Annotated in this window: 18 protein-coding genes, 1 tRNA gene and 1 other RNA gene; 18 read left to right on the forward strand and 2 right to left on the reverse strand. The window is 36.1% G+C overall.

Annotation, left to right across the window (positions count from 1 at the left end):
• Nucleotides 1–54 precede the first annotated feature (54 nt).
• The 3 genes from proC to acsA all read left to right on the forward strand — a co-directional run bounded on the left by proC (nucleotide 55) and on the right by acsA (nucleotide 2,955).
• Nucleotides 55–867 carry a pyrroline-5-carboxylate reductase gene (gene proC / locus KM885_RS08820; RefSeq protein WP_204798320.1) on the forward strand — a complete coding sequence of 271 codons (813 nt, stop codon included), beginning with the start codon at nucleotides 55–57 and terminating at the stop codon, nucleotides 865–867.
• Between the two features lie 133 nt (nucleotides 868–1,000).
• Nucleotides 1,001–1,073, forward strand: a tRNA-Arg gene (locus KM885_RS08825).
• Between the two features lie 166 nt (nucleotides 1,074–1,239).
• Complete coding sequence (gene acsA, locus KM885_RS08830) at nucleotides 1,240–2,955, forward strand: acetate--CoA ligase (protein ID WP_216883793.1); 1,716 nt, start codon at nucleotides 1,240–1,242, stop codon at nucleotides 2,953–2,955.
• A gap of 219 nt (nucleotides 2,956–3,174) precedes the next feature.
• On the opposite strand, the gene hmpA is transcribed toward acsA, so the two are convergent.
• A complete protein-coding gene (gene hmpA / locus KM885_RS08835; RefSeq protein ID WP_216883796.1) occupies nucleotides 3,175–4,401 on the reverse strand; it encodes an NO-inducible flavohemoprotein in 1,227 nt (408 codons plus the stop codon).
• Between the two features lie 167 nt (nucleotides 4,402–4,568).
• Between hmpA and KM885_RS08840 the strand changes: the two genes are divergently transcribed.
• Nucleotides 4,569–5,009 carry an RrF2 family transcriptional regulator gene (locus KM885_RS08840; protein ID WP_060669076.1) on the forward strand — a complete coding sequence of 147 codons (441 nt, stop codon included), beginning with the start codon at nucleotides 4,569–4,571 and terminating at the stop codon, nucleotides 5,007–5,009.
• A 65-nt stretch (nucleotides 5,010–5,074) separates the two neighbouring features.
• Here the strand turns inward: KM885_RS08840 and KM885_RS08845 are convergent, their stop codons facing one another.
• Nucleotides 5,075–6,364, reverse strand: coding sequence for a glycoside hydrolase family 18 protein (locus tag KM885_RS08845; RefSeq protein ID WP_060669075.1), 1,290 nt, complete (start codon nucleotides 6,362–6,364; stop codon nucleotides 5,075–5,077).
• A gap of 160 nt (nucleotides 6,365–6,524) precedes the next feature.
• On the opposite strand from KM885_RS08845, the gene tadA reads away from it, so the two are divergent.
• From tadA to KM885_RS08915, 14 genes are all read left to right on the forward strand, one after another.
• Nucleotides 6,525–6,992, forward strand: a complete 468-nt coding sequence (tadA, locus tag KM885_RS08850; RefSeq protein ID WP_216883797.1) for a tRNA adenosine(34) deaminase TadA — start codon at nucleotides 6,525–6,527, stop codon at nucleotides 6,990–6,992.
• A gap of 55 nt (nucleotides 6,993–7,047) precedes the next feature.
• Nucleotides 7,048–7,313, forward strand: an RNA gene (gene ffs, locus KM885_RS08855) — signal recognition particle sRNA large type.
• Between the two features lie 231 nt (nucleotides 7,314–7,544).
• The gene (gene dnaX / locus KM885_RS08860; protein ID WP_204798315.1) at nucleotides 7,545–9,230 is read left to right on the forward strand and encodes a DNA polymerase III subunit gamma/tau; all 1,686 of its coding nucleotides are present in this window, start codon (nucleotides 7,545–7,547) and stop codon (nucleotides 9,228–9,230) included.
• Between the two features lie 40 nt (nucleotides 9,231–9,270).
• On the forward strand, nucleotides 9,271–9,585 hold the full coding sequence (locus tag KM885_RS08865) for a YbaB/EbfC family nucleoid-associated protein (RefSeq protein ID WP_047186873.1): 315 nt from the start codon (nucleotides 9,271–9,273) through the stop codon (nucleotides 9,583–9,585).
• A 10-nt stretch (nucleotides 9,586–9,595) separates the two neighbouring features.
• The gene (gene recR, locus KM885_RS08870) at nucleotides 9,596–10,192 is read left to right on the forward strand and encodes a recombination mediator RecR (protein ID WP_047186874.1); all 597 of its coding nucleotides are present in this window, start codon (nucleotides 9,596–9,598) and stop codon (nucleotides 10,190–10,192) included.
• 118 nt (nucleotides 10,193–10,310) lie between these two features.
• Complete coding sequence (locus KM885_RS08875) at nucleotides 10,311–10,526, forward strand: YaaL family protein (RefSeq protein ID WP_047186875.1); 216 nt, start codon at nucleotides 10,311–10,313, stop codon at nucleotides 10,524–10,526.
• A 233-nt stretch (nucleotides 10,527–10,759) separates the two neighbouring features.
• Nucleotides 10,760–11,023, forward strand: coding sequence for a pro-sigmaK processing inhibitor BofA family protein (locus KM885_RS08880; RefSeq protein WP_047186876.1), 264 nt, complete (start codon nucleotides 10,760–10,762; stop codon nucleotides 11,021–11,023).
• A gap of 151 nt (nucleotides 11,024–11,174) precedes the next feature.
• The gene (locus tag KM885_RS08885) at nucleotides 11,175–11,366 is read left to right on the forward strand and encodes a sigma factor G inhibitor Gin (protein WP_047186877.1); all 192 of its coding nucleotides are present in this window, start codon (nucleotides 11,175–11,177) and stop codon (nucleotides 11,364–11,366) included.
• Between the two features lie 112 nt (nucleotides 11,367–11,478).
• Complete coding sequence (locus tag KM885_RS08890) at nucleotides 11,479–12,900, forward strand: aminotransferase class I/II-fold pyridoxal phosphate-dependent enzyme (RefSeq protein ID WP_204798314.1); 1,422 nt, start codon at nucleotides 11,479–11,481, stop codon at nucleotides 12,898–12,900.
• Nucleotides 12,901–12,997: 97 nt separating this feature from the next.
• On the forward strand, nucleotides 12,998–13,627 hold the full coding sequence (tmk, locus tag KM885_RS08895) for a dTMP kinase (protein WP_204798313.1): 630 nt from the start codon (nucleotides 12,998–13,000) through the stop codon (nucleotides 13,625–13,627).
• 83 nt (nucleotides 13,628–13,710) lie between these two features.
• A complete protein-coding gene (locus tag KM885_RS08900; protein WP_047186880.1) occupies nucleotides 13,711–14,040 on the forward strand; it encodes a cyclic-di-AMP receptor in 330 nt (109 codons plus the stop codon).
• A 33-nt stretch (nucleotides 14,041–14,073) separates the two neighbouring features.
• Nucleotides 14,074–14,505, forward strand: coding sequence for a YaaR family protein (locus tag KM885_RS08905; protein WP_047186881.1), 432 nt, complete (start codon nucleotides 14,074–14,076; stop codon nucleotides 14,503–14,505).
• A gap of 93 nt (nucleotides 14,506–14,598) precedes the next feature.
• Entirely contained in the window at nucleotides 14,599–15,588 is a 990-nt protein-coding gene (gene holB / locus KM885_RS08910; protein ID WP_047186882.1) for a DNA polymerase III subunit delta', read from the forward strand.
• A 5-nt stretch (nucleotides 15,589–15,593) separates the two neighbouring features.
• Nucleotides 15,594–16,418 (forward strand): PSP1 domain-containing protein, encoded by an 825-nt coding sequence (locus tag KM885_RS08915; protein ID WP_204798312.1) that lies wholly within the window; start codon nucleotides 15,594–15,596, stop codon nucleotides 16,416–16,418.
• Nucleotides 16,419–16,422 lie beyond the last annotated feature (4 nt).

Below are 16,422 nucleotides of genomic sequence, written 5' to 3' on the forward strand. Positions count from 1 at the left end.
GAATGGGTTTTTTATATTATTTTATAAGAGGTTGTTCAAAAAGGGGGAAGTGAAGTGAAAAAAAACATAACTTTTTTAGGGGCAGGGTCAATCGCTGAGGCAATTTTATCTGGAATTGTAAATGCGGAGATAATTGAAAAGGAAAACATCTTTGTTACAAATAGAAGTAATCAACAACGCTTAGAGTATTTAGAGGAAAAGTACGGAGTAACAACGGTACAGAATAAAGAAATGGCAATCCGTTCTGCCGATATACTTATTTTAGCTATGAAGCCATATGATCTTCACGAATCTTTACAGGGTCTTAAAGGGTTTATTCATAAAGGACAATTAATTATTTCTATTCTTGCAGGTATTTCAACAGATACGATAACGAAAGAATTAGAAATGGCTTCCCCTGTTATTCGAGTAATGCCAAACACATCGGCAATGATCGGGCATTCTGCAACTGCATTAAGTAAAGGTCAGCATGCTTCAGAAGAGCATTTAAGGATAGCTGAGGAACTTTTTAAAACCATTGGAACAACAACTCTAGTGAAAGAAGATGACATGCATATTGTAACAGCAATTGCTGGTAGTGGTCCTGCTTACTTTTACTATATGGTCGAAGCTATGGTAAAGGCTGCTGTAGAATCAGGCTTTGATCAACAAACAGCAAAAGAACTAATTACACAAACGATAAAAGGTGCTGGAGAAATGTTGCAACAATCGGATGACTCTCCTAGTACATTACGAAAAAAAATAACTAGCCCAAATGGCACTACAGAGGCCGGGATAAATGTCTTAGAACAAAACCATTTTCAACGTATTGTGATGGATTGTGTAAATAAGGCTAAAGAACGTTCTGAGGAATTGGGAAAAAACTAATCTTCATATAAAAAACTAGTTGTTCTATTAAATGAACAGCTAGTTTTGAAATTCAGTTGAATAAGATTAGTTATAGGTCTTTTCATTTTGTGAAGTTTTTTGTATAATATAAGATACGGATTTCATTCGATATGGCCTCGTAGCTCAGGGGATAGAGCAATGGTTTCCTAAACCATGTGCCGCAGGTTCGAATCCTGCCGGGGCCACTTATATTAAGGCATGCTTATTAATTTAGCATGCTTTTTTTAATTTTTAAAACTTCACACTTTAAAATTGTCACAAAATATTCTAAAATGGAATTAAGATACCTAATATTTTAATTATTTTATTTAATTAGAAATGTAATCGATTCCAAATGGTGAGGTGAAAGTAATGGATATGAAAGTGGTTTCAGTAAGAGAGGGAGATTATAACTTAAAGAATTATGATGAGTTCCGTGAGAATTTTTCATGGGATGCTATAGAAAGGAACTTTTCCTGGTATGAGACTGGAAAAGTAAACATGGCGTATGAGGCGCTAGACCGTCATGCGGAAAATCCAATTACTAAAGATAAGATTGCTTTATTATATTCTTCACCAGAGAGGGAAGAAACATTAACTTTTTCTCAATTGAGTAAGGATAGTAATAAATTTGCTAATGTTCTTAAGAAATATGGTACTGAAAAAGGGGATAGAGTATTTCTTTTCATGCCAAGGAGTCCTGAATTTTATACAGCCTTCTTTGGTATTTTAAAAGTGGGTGCCGTTGCAGGTCCGCTTTTTGAAGCCTTTATGGAGCAGGCGGTACGTGACCGTTTAAAAGATAGTGAGGCAAGAATTCTTATTACAACACCTGATCTTCTTGAAAGGGTACCACAAGCCGACTTACCAGACTTGGAAAAAATCATTATTGTCGGGGAAATAAATGATAACTCCAAAAAATATATTCGATATGCTGAAGAAATGGAGGACGCTTCAGAGGAATTTGAAATGGAATGGGTTGACTTAGAGGACGGAATGATTCTTCATTATACTTCCGGATCTACAGGAAAACCAAAAGGGGTGTACCATGTTCATAATGCAATGATTCAGCATTATGCTACGGCATCATGGGTTTTAGATTTGAAACAAGATGATATTTATTGGTGTACTGCTGATCCTGGTTGGGTTACAGGGACTAGCTATGGAATATTTGCTCCTTGGTTGCATGGAGTGACAAACGTCATTCGTGGTGGGAGATTCACACCTGATGATTGGTATCAAACATTAGAAAAAAATAAAGTTACAGTCTGGTATACGGCACCTACAGCGCTACGCATGTTGGTTAGCTATGGCGAGGATAAACTAAGAAGATATAATTTAACTTCCCTTAGACATATTATGAGTGTTGGGGAACCACTTAACCCTGAAGTCATTACATGGGGAATGAAGGCATTTAATTTAAGAATTCACGATACATGGTGGATGACAGAAACAGGTGCACAACTTATTGCTAATATACCTGCCTTAGAAATACGTCCCGGATCCATGGGTAAACCAATTCCTGGTATCGAAGCTTCTATCGTCGATAATGAGGGGAATGAGTTACCTCCAAATCAGATGGGAAACTTGGCTATAAAAGCTGGATGGCCAGCAATGATGCGTAAGATTTGGAATAATCCTTCTAAATATGAAAGTTATTTTATTAATGGATGGTATGTTTCTGGGGATAGTGCTTACCGTGATGAAGATGGGTACTTCTGGTTCCAAGGTAGATTGGATGATGTCATTAATACCTCTGGTGAGCGAGTTGGTCCATTTGAAGTGGAAAGTAAATTAATTGAACATGAAGCGGTAGCAGAAGCTGGTGTGATTGGTAAACCACATCCAGAGCGTGGGGAAATTATAAAAGCCTTTATTACATTAAATGAGGGATATGAAGAATCGCCTGAGTTATTAGAGGATATTCGACAATTTGTAAAAACTGGCTTAAGTGCACATGCCGCTCCACGTGAAATAGAAATAACGGATAGTATTCCAAAAACACGTAGCGGGAAAATTATGCGCCGTTTATTGAAATCTTGGGAGTTAGGGTTGCCAACAGGCGACACGTCTACATTAGAAAATTAAAGAATGTTAAAAAACTTGGCGTTCGCTTTAGCTTGAGCGAATGCCAAGTTGTACTTATGCAAATCTTTACAGTGGGACGAGTAATCGGAGTCTCACATGGGAAGGACTTTTATATTTTCCTTCTTGCTAAAAATAATAAGCGTATTACCTACAAGCAAATAGTTGTAAGGCATCACGCTTATTATTTTTTACCTTTTAGTAATCTACCATGAAACGATATTAATTCGTTATATCGTCAGCGGGTCCAAATATTTCGAAATGGATATCTGATTCATTCGCACCAAATTTAGTTAAGTTTTGGTACATAGCTCTCATAAATCCTTTTGGTCCACAGAAGTAAAATGCGGCATCGTTAGTTGGTAAAATAGTGCGTAACCATTCATAATCAATATAGCCTTCTTTATCAAATTGATCTCCTTCAACTGGATTGTCATAAACGGTATAGCTTTTTACTTGTGAGTGATTACGTGTAATTTCATCTACTCGAGCTTTCATAGCATGGAATTTTCCATTTTTTGCTGCATGAATGTAGTAGACTTCACGTTCAGGCTGTTCTTTAATCACTGTTTCAAGCATACTCATCATTGGTGTTAACCCTACACCACCACTGATTAGGACAAGCGGACGATTATCTTCTAAGTCTAAAACGAAATCCCCACCAGGTGCACTTATTGGGAGAACACTACCTTCTTCCAAACGTTTGTGTAAGAAATTAGAAACAATACCAGCTGGATTATCACCAATTGCGTCTTCCCGTTTTACACTAATACGATAATAATTTTGTCCTGGAGCACAAGACAAGCTATATTGACGTAGATGATTATAAGGTTGATCTTCTATTTCTGCTTTAACAGTAATATATTGTCCAGGTAAAAACGTTGCTATTTCCCCACCATCAACAGGTTGTAGATAGAATGAGGTAATAACATCACTTTCCTTTACTTTTTCTACTACTTTAAAGTCACGGTAATCTACCCAACCACCTTTTTTATTTGCAACTTCTTCATACATTTCCTTTTCAGTAGAGATAAATACATCAGCAATAACACCATATGCCTTTTCCCAGGCAGTCATGATATCGTCTGTTGCAGCATCTCCTAATACTTCTTTAATTGCAATTAATAGATTTTCACCGACGATTGGGTAATGTTCTGGTTTAATATTTAAACTTCTATGCTTCTCGCCAATCTGTTTTACAACGGGTAAAATTGCTCCAAGGTTATCAATGTACATCGCTGCAGCAAGAACAGTATTTGCAAGCGCCTTTTGTTGATCTCCCTTTCGTTGGTTTGTTTGGTTAAAAATATTTTTTAATTCCGGATGATTTTTAAACATTGTTTTATAAAAATGTTTTGTTATTTTAGTACCATGTTCTTGAAGTGCTGGAACAGTTGCCTTTACAGTATCGATTGTTTTTTGGTCTAATGTTAATGTTTCTGTAGCCATTAAAAACCACTCCATTCTATAGGTTTTTTAAACATGTATTTTATATACATCTTTATTGTATATAAAATATTTACATTGTAGCAATAGGGAAAACGGTAATTGTGTTACAATATTGTGAAAGCGATAAAGAGGTTATTCAAACACACATTTAAGTGAGGTAAGATAATTTGCAATTAAAAAAGTATACAGATTACTCGTTGCGTGTTTTAATTTTCACAGGTATGAAGTCGGGAGAGGAACTTGCTAATATAAAGGAAATCTCTCAAGTATTTAATATATCTCCAAATCATTTAGGTAAAATAGTACATCAATTAAATAAACTGGAATTGCTAGAAACAATAAGAGGGAGAAATGGGGGATTTCGCCTTGCTAAACCAGCGGATGAAATAAATATTGGTTTACTTGTTCGAGTATTAGAAAGTGAATCACCACTATTAGAATGCTTTGATAAGGGGTCTAACCATTGCGTGATTACACCTGCTTGTACATTAAAACATGTTTTGAATAGGGCATTACATTCCTTTTATAAGGTTTTAGAGGGTTATACTTTGCAGGATTTAATCCAAAATGAACAAGAACTAAAAGAACTTATGGGAATTTCAAAATAAAAAAGTGGATTCTACTCTAATAAGTAAGAATCCACTTTTATCATAAATAAAGTACGCTTAATGAACTATTCCAACTTTGTAACGTTAAATTGGTCTCCTAATAATAGCCAATTTTGCGGAAATGCTAAGCCTAATTTCCAGTAAGCAATACCGAGTATATCTAACTCCCGAATTAAGTCAAATTTTGCTTGTATGGATCTCGCGTCCTCAAACCATACCTCATGCTCTTTTCCATTTGAATCCCAATAATGAAAATATGGAGCTTGAGAACCTTCGTCATATTCAATGGCCGCATTATTTTCACGGGCGATTGCAATGGCTCGCTGTGGGCTTACTGCTTTTGCTGCAGGTCCTCCTTGGACGAATGGAAGGGTCCAGTCATACCCATATAAATTTTGCCCCATTACAATTTTTTCCTTTGGTATTTCTGTTAAGGCATACTCTAAAACACGACGAACTTCGTCAATCGGAGAAACTGCCATCGGAGGTCCGTAACTATATCCCCATTCATATGTCATTAGTACGACAAAGTCAGCAATCTCCCCATGTGTTCTATAGTCATGAGCTTCATATAAGGTTCCTTGTTGTGTTGCACTTGTTTTCGGGGCTAAGGCGGTCGACATAATAAGCCCAACCTGGGATAAGCGTGCTTTAGCTTTACGTAGAAACTCATTATACGCCTCCCTATCTTCAGGGTTTACAAATTCTATATCAAAGTGGACGTCACGATAACCACCTGCTGTAGCGGTATTCACTATTTGGTCTAATAATGTATTTTGAACAGCGCTAACGGTCAATATAATATGTGCTAAATCTGAACTAAAGGAACCTTCTTCTAAATTGGTAACGACCATTGATAGTGATGTACCATATTGCCTAGCTATTTGTGGCAAATTACCGGTAGGAGGCGGACTAAGCGTTCCATCCCGATTCACTTGGTAACTGAAATGAGCTAAATAAGTTAAATAAGGAGATGCTTTCCGTGCTGCATTCTCAAGATTTTCGGAAACAGTCCCACCAAGTGGTTCAAAATAAGCTATGGATGTTATCGCCCTTTTTTTAGGTGGGGGGACATATAATCTAAAGTTGATAGGCAAATTGGCGTTAACCGAAATGTTGTTAATAGCAGCCAACTCTGTATAAGGTAATCCGAATTTTCTAGAAATGGAGGAAAGGGAATCTCCCGGTTGTACAAAATAAAACTGGCCTATTATTGGAATAACTAAGGACTGGCCTACTACAAGTTGATTGGGAGTCTCTAACTCATTAGCTTGGGTAATAGCATTTATAGAGGAATGGTATGTACGTGCTATTTGATACAAAGAATCTCCTGGCTGAACAACATGAATTTGCAATAAACTTCCTCCTTTAAAATGAATGTTTGTTATTACCAATTGTATGAAAATTCGAAAGGACTTATGTCAATGGAATGATATTAATTAATAAAAGATACTTGATATATTGTTGAAGAGTCATTATTATTAGCGATATAATTTTAGAAAAGTTGTGATCACAATGGATGAAAAATTTATGCATGCTGCTATTATGGAAGCGGAAAAGGCACGTAAATTAAATGAGGTACCAATTGGTGCTGTCATCGTTTATCAGGATGAGATTATTGCTTCAGGTTTTAATTTACGTGAGTCCTCTCAATCGGCCTTATCTCATGCGGAATTGATTGCAATAGAGGAAGCTAACAAAAGAATAGGAAGTTGGCGATTGGAAGATTGTACACTTTATGTGACTTTAGAGCCGTGCCCTATGTGTGCAGGTGCTATTGTTCAATCTAGGATCCCACATGTTGTTTATGGTGCATATGATCCTAAAGCAGGGTGTGCAGGAACCATAATGAATTTACTCGATGAACCTAGGTTTAACCATCAGGTAAAGGTAACTAGTGGAATACTGGAAGAAGAGTGTTCCAAATTATTAACTGATTTTTTCCGTGACCTTAGAAACAGAAGGAAAGATAGCTCTAATTGAACTTTACTATTATTTCCATTGCAAAATGAACCTAATACCGATATAATGATAATTACCGTGCTAAGCGGGGAGGTAGCGGTGCCCTATACTCGCAATCCGCTATAGCGAGGCCGAATCCCCATTCGAGGTGGGCGATTGTATGGTCTGTCCTTAAGGAATTGGCGTTGACGCCCGGGTCCTGCGCAACAGAAACCCACGAACCCTGTCAGGTCCGGAAGGAAGCAGCAGTAAGTGGTCATTTCTGTGTGCCGCAGGGAAGCCTAGGCTGAGCCATGAACTTAAGTAACGCATATAGTCGTCTCATCGACAATGGGTGCACGGTATACATAGAATATAAAAAGTTAGAGATAGCATCTCTAACTTTTTTTGTACAATAAATTACCTTATGCAGCCTTTATTAATGAAATGATTTTTTCGTGACAGTTCACATTCACCCTTCAAATCGGGTATAATGAAAATAAATATAAGTGCGTGTTCAAAAGGGAGGATGAAATGCGAAATGTCATTTTCACCGGACCTTTTGAACAACCTCTATAAAGGGGAATTTACGCTATGAGCTATCAAGCATTATACCGAGTCTGGCGTCCAAGGAAATTTGAAGACGTAGCAGGACAAACACATATTACTCGTACATTACAAAATGCAATTGTTGAACAAAAGTTTTCGCATGCTTATGTATTCTCAGGGCCAAGGGGGACTGGGAAAACAAGTGCTGCCAAAATCTTCTCAAAAGCAATTAACTGTGAGCACGCCCCCGTTAAAGAACCGTGTAATGAATGTGCAGCCTGCCGAGGAATACAAGATGGTACGATTCCAGATGTGATTGAGATTGATGCTGCTTCCAATACAAGTGTGGATGACATTCGTGAAATACGGGAAAATGTAAAATACGCATCAAGCTCTGTTCCTTATAAGGTGTATATCATTGATGAGGTACACATGATTTCTAATAATGCATTTAACGCCTTATTAAAAACACTAGAAGAACCACCAAAACATGTTGTGTTTATTTTAGCAACAACAGAACCGCATAAAATTCCCTTAACCATTTTATCGAGATGTCAGAGATTTGATTTTAAGCCAATCTCTAATCAAGCGATAGTGAATCGAATGAAGACAATTATAGAAGCGGAGAACCTAACTGTTACGGAAGAGGCTTTGGAAACTGTAGCTCTTGCTGCAGAGGGTGGAATGCGTGATGCATTAAGTATTTTAGATCAAGCTGTTTCATATAGTGAAGATATCGTAGAGTTAGAAGATGTTCTAGCTGTTACCGGTGGAGTATCCCAAGGGGTACTTACTGAAATAGTCGATGCAATGTATAATAAAAACGTTCAAGAGGCTTTAAAGCTGTTGGATACGATTATTCAAAACGGGAAAGATCCTGGTCGATTTGTATATGATTTAATCTACTTTTTACGGGATTTACTCTTATATAAAAGTGCTCCGGCTCTTGAACTTTTGGAAAGGGCGAGAGCTGATGAAGCATTTCAAACGCTTTCCAAAACAATTGGAAATGACTGGATTCAAGCAGCTATCATGCAATTAAATCAATGTCAGCAAGAAATAAAATGGACAAATAGTCCAAAGGTGTTTATTGAAATTGCAATCCTAACGATTACAAATCGCTACCATAGTGAAGAACAACAGTCCGGGACTATAGATTCTGATGCTATATTGAAATTAAACCAAAAGATATCCCAACTCGAAACGCAATTACAACAATTGAGGCAAAATCCAGTTGCAACCGCTAATCCACCACAAGTGGAAAAAAGAAGGCCACAAAGAGCTACTGGTAAGAGCAGTTATAAAGTTCCTTATGAAAGAATTCGTGGGGTTCTTAAAGAAGCAAATAAACCTTCACTAAAACAGGTTCAATCGGGTTGGGCTAATTTTCTAAGTCAGTTAAAAGGGACAAATGCTCCGGCACATGCTACTATTCAGGATAGTAAACCAGTAGCAGCATCTGACCAGGCAATAGTAGTTTCTTTTAAATATGAAATACATTGCTCCTTGTTTTTAGATCATAAAGATACTGTACAATCCGTACTTATGAGTGTATTAGGAAAGCAAATGGAAATAATTGCTATACCTGATCACGATTGGCAGGAACTACGAGCTGATTTTATCCAAAATCAGGAGAAAAGTAATCCTGAAAAAACGAAAGAACAACCAGATCCTGTAGTAGATGAAGCAAAGAAGCTTTTTGGTGATGATTTAGTAGAAATACATGATTAATTTTCTTTAGAAAATAGGATAAATAAAAGGAGGTATTTCCATGAAGGGAAATATGAATAATATGATGAAACAAATGCAAAAAATGCAAAAAAAAATGATGAAGGCTCAAGATGAACTGTTTGAAATGACATTTGAAGCTTCAGCTGGCGGCGGAATGGTAACGGTTATTGCAAATGGTAAAAAGGAAATTACTGATGTTCAAATTAAAGAGGAAGTTGTAGATCCCGATGATATTGAAATGCTTCAAGATTTAATTCTTGCTGCGACAAATGATGTTTTAAAACAAGTAGATGACAAAACAAATGATACAATGGGGCAGTTTACGAAGGGGTTAAATATGCCGGGAATGTTCTAGGAGGCACAACATGTATTATCCAGAACCTATTTCAAAATTAATTGATAGTTTTACCAAATTGCCAGGTATAGGGCCAAAAACAGCTGTACGCCTGGCCTTTTTCGTTATTAATATGAAGGATGACGACGTAATGGATTTTGCGAATGCTCTAGTGAATGCTAAACGGGAACTAACGCACTGCTCTGTTTGTGGTCATATTACCGATCAAGATCCATGTGCGATTTGCTCCGATACATCTAGAGACAATTCTATTATTTGTGTTGTACAAGATCCAAAAGATGTCATTGCTATGGAAAAAATGAAAGAATACAGAGGTAAATATCATGTTCTTCACGGTGCAATTTCCCCAATGGATGGAATTGGCCCAGAGGATATAAATGTCCCTGATTTACTGAAACGCTTAAAGGATGAGGAAGTTCAAGAGATTATACTTGCAACAAATCCAAATATTGAAGGTGAAGCTACCGCAATGTATATTTCACGCCTTGTGAAACCATCAGGTATTCGCACAACCCGAATTGCACATGGTCTTCCAGTTGGTGGAGATTTGGAATATGCAGATGAAGTGACTTTATCAAAAGCGTTAGAGGGTAGAAGAGACTTATAAAAGAAGATGTTCAAAGAGTCCGGTACAGGACGTGCTAGTGTCGGGGTTGAAAAGGACTTCTTAGCCGTTCCGGTTCTTTTTATCTTCCTTTTTGAACACGCATTAAAAAGGTGAAATTATGGGGAAAAAAATAAAGAAAAAAGATGTCGACATGGAACTATTAAATTCGATATATCAATTAGAATTAGAATGGAAACAAATTCATTCTATCATGGAGCATAGTGTGGAGGCATCTTATGTTGGTCGTCTTCAAGAGTCACTCGCTCAAGCGAAGTATATATTTTTATTAAAAGAGGCAAGACATCGGAATTTGCATGCTTTTAAAATAGAGTAATAGAATACTAGAATAACTTTAAGACAAGGGTAATTCCTTGTCTTTTTTAGTTCTTTTCTCTTTCCTTTAGTCATAAGTATAAGATAAAGAAGGCTTCCATCAGTGGGTGTTTTCCTTCATCCTCCTGATGGTTAGTCGCACTTTTCTTTGTATCCCCAGAAGCTTGAGGTGGGGATCTTACTACCCGTTTAGTGGGATAAAAATATATGCGGAAAAAGAGGGGTTGATTTTTTATGAGTTCAACACTCATTATTACTATTATGGTCGCATTAATTGTCCTTTTATTGTTAGTTGGAGCTCCTATAAAGCCAATGAGATTTATTGGACAAGCTACTGTAAAAATTGGAATAGGAATTCTATTTCTATTTTTTGTAAATGTATTTGGCGGTGCCATTGGCTTACATATTCCTATTAATATGTATACCGCCATTGTGGCTGGATTTCTAGGTTTATTTGGGGTAGCCTCCTTAACCGCCATTCATTTATTCATCATTTAGAGGTTGTTCCAAAAAGGTGACCTTAGCCGACCTTGTTCCTTTTCATCCTCCTTTTTGAATACGCACATTTAGGTGAAATTAAAGTTTCAAAGATTCCTTGTATACTTTCCGTTAGATTAGGAGATACTAAATTTTAACGGAGGTGGAAAGGATGGAGAAAGTAAATCTATTTGAACGATGTGGAATTTGTGAAGATGAAAAAGAGACTGGGATTCATTTATACAACATGTTTATTTGTTCAGAGTGTGAACATAACATGATTCATACGGAGCCAAGAGAAGAAAAGTATAAATATTATTTGCACAAGTTGAAAAATATTAGTACACCAAAACTATACTCCTAGTCCAAGTCTTTGCTTGCAAAGGCTTTTTTTCTTGCCGTATTATAATATTTAATAAGCTCAATATTTATACATTCTTTCTTACTTTATAACAAAAATAGAATGGAGATAAGAAATGGATCAGTCAAGTACACCTTTATTTTCTTTGTTAGATAGATTTGCAAGGAAACAATCTACATCTTTCCATGTTCCTGGTCATAAAAATGGTGAGATTTTTGCAGACTTTGCAAGTTCATATTTTAAACAAGTTTTAACATTAGACGTCACTGAGCTTCCGGGTTTGGATGATTTGCATGCCCCAACCGGTGCAATTCAAGAAGCAGAACAACTAGCATCGGAATTTTTTAAGTCAGAGCACACTTTTTTTCTTGTTGGTGGGAGTACAGTTGGTAATTTGGCAATGATCATGGCTTCTGTTCAACCAGGGGATAAAGTTATTGTGCAACGTAATAGCCATAAGTCCATTATGCATGGATTAGAACTAAGTGGTGCAAAGCCTGTTTTTATTGCGCCTGAGTTTGATAAGGATGTTGGTCGTTTTACTTCTCCTAGTTATCAAACTGTAGTAGCAGCAGTTAAGAAACACTCAGATGCAAAGGCTGTTATTCTTACTTATCCAGATTACTTTGGGAGAACCTACGATATAAAAAGAATGATAGACTTCATTCATCAGTATCATATTCCTGTTTTAGTAGATGAGGCCCATGGAGTACATTTTTCTCTAGGAGCTCCTTTTCCAGTATCTTCTCTTGAGTTAGGAGCGGATATCGTAGTTCAATCCGCACATAAAACAGCTCCTGCCATGACCCAATCCTCATACTTACATATTAAAAGTGTTTTTAATCTTAAAGACAAGGTTGCTTATTATTTGCAGATGTTACAATCTAGTAGTCCTTCTTATCCCCTAATGGCATCATTGGATATAGCAAGGAATTATTTAGCTACACGAACAGATGAGGATACAGAAGAGATCATTAGTAGCGTTTCCAAAGTAAGAAAATTACTTGGACAATGTAAAGGATTTGAAGTATTACCGTTAACAAGTAAAGATGACCCATTAAAAATATCTTTAAACGTAAAACCATACTATTCTGTCCAACAAGTAGTCTCAGGATTTGAGGAATTTCATATATACCCGGAATTAACGACAGACCGTCAAATATTGCTCATTCATGGATTGGCGCGGTTTAAACCATTTAGGCAGTTAGAAAAAGCGATAAAAAGAATCAATGAACAATTAAAAAAAGATATAATCCATGCTACAATAGATGTATCAAAGCTTTTTCCAGAAGCCATTTCTGAATTAGCTTTAACCTATCAAGAAATGAATCAATTAACATATACAACTGTCACTCTTGATAAAGGATTAGGGAAAATTGCTGCTGAATCCATTATTCCATATCCACCTGGAATCCCACTTATTTTAAAAGGGGAAAAAATAACAGAAACTCAAGCTATGACGGTGAACCATTTGCTTAAGCAAGGGGTTAACATACAACAAAGAACAAATGGTATCAAAATTTATAGCAATGGATAAGACAAGCGTAAGTGCCCGTTTAGCGACATATGTAGGTGAGGAAGTCTCGCTAGTTGCTAGGCGCTTAAGCTGGACATAATAAAGGAGTACAAGTAGAGTGAACGGATATTTTATTACTTTTGAAGGTGTCGAGGGTGCGGGGAAAACAACGATATTGCAGGACATTCACGGTAAATTAGAGTCACTAGGCTATGATGTTGTCTCAACAAGAGAGCCTGGTGGAATCGAAATTGCTGAACAAATACGTCATGTTATTCTTAATACAAACAATACTAAAATGGAAGAAAGAACAGAAGCATTACTATATGCTGCCGCTAGAAGACAACATCTAGTGGAAAAGGTAATCCCGGCACTTGAACAAGGGAAAGTCATTCTATGTGATCGTTTTATCGATAGTAGCTTGGCGTATCAAGGATATGCAAGAGGGCTTGGGATTGATGAGGTATTTGCAATCAATCAATTTGCAATTAAAGATCAGCTGCCTAATTTAACTATATTATTTGACCTTGAGCCAAAAAAGGGGTTAAGCCGTATTGCGTCGAATAAAGATAGGGAAAGAAATCGCTTGGATTTGGAAACTATCTCATTTCACGAAAGAGTGTATAAAGGTTACCAAATCCTTTTAGATAAATTTCCCAACCGTATTCAATCCGTAAATGCAGATCAACCATTGGAACAGGTTGGAAAGGAAGTTTTGAATAAGATTCTTCTTTATATAAAAAAATAATCTTGTTAGTCACTCATGATGTAAGATCTCATAATGTATATTAATCAATTCTTATTTAAAAAAAAATATAGAGGAGGCCAAGTATGAAGCTAATAATGGCTGTTGTTCAGGATAAGGATACAAATCGCTTAATTAACGTTTTAGGTGAGGAGAATTTCCAATCTACGAAGCTTGCTTCAACTGGTGGTTTTTTAAAAGAAGGTAATACAACATTAATGATTGGATGCGAAGATGGAAATGTAGATAAGGTGTTAAAAATCATTAAAGATAACTGTTCTAATCGTGAACAAATGGTTGCACCTATTTCCCCGATGGGAGGAAATGTAGATTCTTATATACCGAATCCTGTCAAAGTAGAGGTTGGTGGAGCAACCGTGTTTGTTTTACCGATTGAATCGTTTTATCAATTTTAAATATTGAATAATCTCTTTAAGGGGACGAAGTAAATGAAAATCATAAATGAAGTGCATAGGCAAAGAGATCCATCATATACTAGACAAGCAACTACAGAAATGAAATCTTTCCATCATTCACTTCAGTCCCAATATCTATCGCAAAAAAAACAGGAATTAGACAATATGATGAAGAATATTACCTTACAAGGCGAAAAATTAGCCCGTTCCCGAAACTTTAAAGACCTTGCTAAATTTAAAAGATTGATTAAATCCTTCTTAGGAGAAACGGTATCTGGCGGTTTACGTATTAAAAAGGAACAAAGTTTCAATAGGAATGGTAGTAGTCATTTAACTTTAATCAAACAAGTAGATGAAAAACTCATAGAATTAACGGAGCAAGTCATGAGCCAAGAGAAGAAAACAGTTGATATACTTGGGCTAATAGGAGAAATAAAAGGCTTGTTGATTAATTTATATACTTAGAAACAAAGACGTAAGCGTAAGCTAAATTTTTATACTTTCCTATGTCGTTAAGAATAATCGGTAATTTGATATGTTTTGAAGGATGGATATTGGATGAAGACGTGGTCGGAAATTGCAGAGATACAGCCTTTAGCAAGTAAGATAATAACAAATAGTATTAAAAAAGATCGGGTTTCACATGCATATTTAATTCATGGAGAACGTGGCACTGGAAAAGAGGAAATCGCTATTATTCTTGCAAAGGTTCTATTTTGTATGGATCTTAATGGAATAGAACCATGTAATGAATGTATAAACTGTAAACGAATTGAGTCCCATAACCACCCTGATGTTCATTGGATTGAACCTGAAGGAAAGTCCATAAAAAAGGAACAGGTTGAAAATCTGCAAAAGGAATTTACATATTCTGGACTTGAATCTAATAGGAAGGTATATGTAATAAAAGACGCTGATACTTTAACTGTAAATGCTTCTAATCGTATTTTGAAGTTTTTAGAAGAACCGACAAGACAAACAACAGCAATTATGATTACAGAAAACAGTCAAGCCATTCTCCCAACGATTCGTTCACGTTGTCAAATTATAGACTTAAAACCACTAAATCCAGTTTCCTTTCAAAATAAGCTACTAGAAAACGGGCTAAAAAAACAAGAAGCCATCCTATTCAGTGCTTTAACCAATAACCTTCAAGAAGCGATTGAATGGTCAAAAGATCAGTGGTTTGAGGAAGCTAGGAAGTTAGTGATACAATTGGTTGAAATGTTTTCAACCAAACCAGAAGATGTGTACTTATTTATCCATAGTCATTTGATACCTCTCTTAAAAGAAAGAAAAGATCAAGAGAAATTTCTCGATTTATTATTATTAGCATTTAAAGATATTCTTTATTATCACATCGGTAATGAAAATGAACCTATATTCTATCAATCGACAGATGTTTTACTTGAAAAAGCAGCAATGTCATTTTCCGAAGAGCAAATTATAGATAACTTAAATGCTATTTTAAAAGCTAAAAGAAAATTGAAGCAAAATGTTCAACCAACATTAGTGTTTGAACAATTGGCTCTTCAAATACAGAGGTGAAACAAATGATTGAAGTTATTGGCGTTCGGTTTAAAAAGGCGGGGAAGATCTATTACTTTGACCCTGGTGAAGAAGATATTTTACTAAACAGTTATGTTATTGTGGAAACGGTACGTGGCGTTGAGTTTGGAAAAGTAGTTATACAAAATAAAAAGGTAGACGAGGAAGATGTTGTGCTGCCTTTGAAAAAAGTAATCAGGGTTGCTGATGAAAAAGACAAGCTCACCGTTTTAGAAAATCAGGAAGAAGCTAAAAAGGCCTTTGATATATGTACAACAAAAATAAAGGAACATCAGCTAGATATGAATCTAGTAGAGGTAGAATATACATTTGATCGTAACAAAATTATTTTTTACTTTACCTCTGATGGACGTGTAGACTTTCGAGAATTAGTAAAAGACTTAGCAGCGATGTTCAAAACCCGTATTGAATTAAGACAAATTGGTGTTCGAGACGAAGCAAAAATGCTTGGTGGTATTGGACCGTGTGGAAGAATGCTTTGTTGTTCAACCTTTTTGGGAGATTTTGAACCTGTATCTATTAAAATGGCAAAGGATCAAAATCTTTCTTTAAACCCGGCTAAGATATCTGGTCTATGTGGTCGCCTTATGTGTTGTTTAAAATACGAAAATGACGAATACGAAAATGCGAAGCGGGAATTACCAGATATAGGAGAAGCCATGAATACTCCGTATGGAAAAGGGAAAGTGGTTGGATTAAATATCCTTGAGAAATTGATTCAAATCGAAATCCCAGAAAAGGAACGTGTTATTGAGTATACTTTAGATGAACTAATTGAAGAGGGAATTTTAGCTCAGGGCCAAAGATAACGAG

The organism is Oceanobacillus caeni, assembly GCF_019037185.1.
Classification (GTDB): Bacteria; Bacillota; Bacilli; order Bacillales; family Amphibacillaceae; genus Oceanobacillus; species Oceanobacillus caeni.